Raw genomic sequence first — 2,271 nt, 5'->3', positions numbered from 1 at the left:
ATCCGCGCCTATGACGAGCGCACCGGCGAGCGCACCGCCGAGACCGGCTTCGGCCAGGCCGTCCTGCGCCACCGGCCGCACGGGGTGGCGGCGGTGCTGGGGCCGTTCAACTTCCCCGGCCACCTGCCCAACGGCCACATCGTCCCCGCCCTGCTGGCCGGCGACACCGTGGTGTTCAAGCCGTCGGAGGAGACGCCCCTGACCGGCCGGCTGATGGCCGAGGCCTTCGAGGCCGCCGACCTGCCGACCGGCGTGGTCAATGTGGTGCAGGGCGGGCGCGACACCGGCGCGATCCTGCTCGACAGCGGCATCGACGCCCTGATGTTCACCGGCTCCGGCGCGGCGGGGGCGCAGTTCCGGCGCAAATTCGCCGACGATCCGCATGTGATTCTCGCCCTCGAACTGGGCGGCAACAATCCGCTGGTGGTCTGGGACGCGGCCGATGCGGAGGCCGTGGCGGGGATCGTGGTCCAGTCGGCCTTCGTCACCACCGGCCAGCGCTGTTCCTGCGCCCGCCGCCTGATCGTGCCCGAGGGCCCGCAGGGCGAGGCCATCGTCGCGGCGGTGGAATCAATGGTTGATCGGCTGATCCTCGCGCCGTGGAATTCGACCCCGGAGCCCTATGCCGGGCCGCTGATCTCGGCGAGGGCGGCCGAGGCGGCGCTGACGGCGCTGCAGGACCGCATCGACGCGGGGGCGAAGGTGATCCGCGCCTCCGGTCCGGTCGACAACCTGCCCGGCGCCTTCGTCAGGCCCGCCATCATCGACGTCACCGGCGTCGCCGTCCCCGACGAGGAGATGTTCGCCCCCTTCCTGTCGGTGACCCGGGTGTCGTCGTTCGAGGCCGCCGTGGCCGAGGCCAACGCCACCCGCTACGGCCTGTCCGCCGGTCTGGTCAGCGACGACCCGGCCAACTGGGAGCACTTCATCCGCCGCATCCGCGCCGGCGTGGTCAATTTCAACCGCCCGACCACCGGCGCCGCCGGCGATATGCCCTTCGGCGGGCTCGGCGCGAGCGGCAACCACCGCCCGTCCGCGTATTACGCCGCCGACTACTGCGCCTATCCGGTGGCCAGTTTCGAGGCGGGGGCGGTGAAGAATATCGAGAGCGAGATCAAGGGGCTAAGACCATGATCCTCTCCCAAAGGGAGAGGGAGGGGCCCGCCGCGAAGCGGTGGGAGGGTGAGGGGTTTCGCTCTCACCCGGGACGCACCGTAACCCCTCACCCGCCCACGCAAGGACGGATGCTGACGCATCCGTGCGCGGCCTCCCTCTCCCTTTGGGAGAGGGCACGGTGACCGCCATCGAAGCCAATGTCGACGGCCTGATCGGCCCGACCCATTCCTATGCGGGCCTGTCGCCCGGCAATCTGGCCTCCAGCCTGAACAAGGGCGAGGCGTCGAACCCGCGCGCGGCGGTGCTGCAGGGCCTCGACAAGATGAAGCGGCTGGCCGACCTCGGCCTGCCCCAGTTGGTGCTGCCGCCGCACGAGCGGCCGAACATTCCCTTCCTGCGCGGCCTCGGCTTCACCGGCGCCGACGCCGCCGTGCTGGAAGCGGCGTGGAGGGAGGCGCCGTCGTTCGCCGCCGCGGCCTGTTCCGCCTCGCCGATGTGGGCCGCCAATGCCGCCACGGTGACGCCGAGCGCCGACGCCGCCGACGGCCGGGTGCATTTCACCCCGGCCAATCTTGTCACCAACCTGCACCGCTCGCTGGAGCACCGGCAGACGAAGCGGTCGCTGGACGCCCTGTTTCCCGACCCGGCCCGGTTCACGGTCCACGACGCCCTGCCGTCGGTCGCCCACCTCGCCGACGAGGGCGCCGCCAACCATGTCCGCCTGTGCGCCGACCACGGCGAGCCGGGGGTCAATCTGCTGGTCTGGGGCCGCGAGGCCTGGGAGCACTGGCAGGGGGCGTATCCGGCCCGCCAGACCCGTGAGGCCTCCGAGGCCATCGCCCGCCGCCACGGCGCCTCGGGCGTGGTGCTGGCCCGCCAGTCCGCCGCCGCCATCGCCGGCGGGACCTTTCACAATGACGTGGTCTGCGTCGGGGCGCTGGAGACCCTGTTCTTCCACGAGCTCGCCTTCGAGCATACGGCCCGGACGCTGGACGCCGTCCGCCGCGCCGCCGACGGCCGGTTCGAGCCGGTCTTCGTCGAGGTCTCCGCCGCCGACCTGCCGCTGGCCGACGCCATCTCCAGCTATCTGTTCAACTCCATGCTGGTGCGGATTCCCGGCGAGGACCGCCTGACCCTGATCTGCCCGACCGAGAC

2 protein-coding genes are annotated in these 2,271 nt (G+C 71.9%); both read left to right on the top strand.

The annotated features are described in order from the left end of the window. Positions 1-1,134 (top strand): succinylglutamate-semialdehyde dehydrogenase (locus Q0588_RS10850; RefSeq protein WP_298745966.1); only part of this gene is annotated, 1,134 nt, incomplete at its 5' end. Between the two features lie 160 nt (positions 1,135-1,294). After that, positions 1,295-2,271, top strand: a 977-nt coding sequence (locus Q0588_RS10845) for an N-succinylarginine dihydrolase (protein WP_298745965.1), incomplete at its 3' end; no start/stop codon positions are given.

Source organism: uncultured Brevundimonas sp., from assembly GCF_937870815.1.
Lineage (GTDB): Bacteria > Pseudomonadota > Alphaproteobacteria > Caulobacterales > Caulobacteraceae > Brevundimonas.
This window is presented reverse-complemented; position numbering and strand designations above follow the sequence as displayed.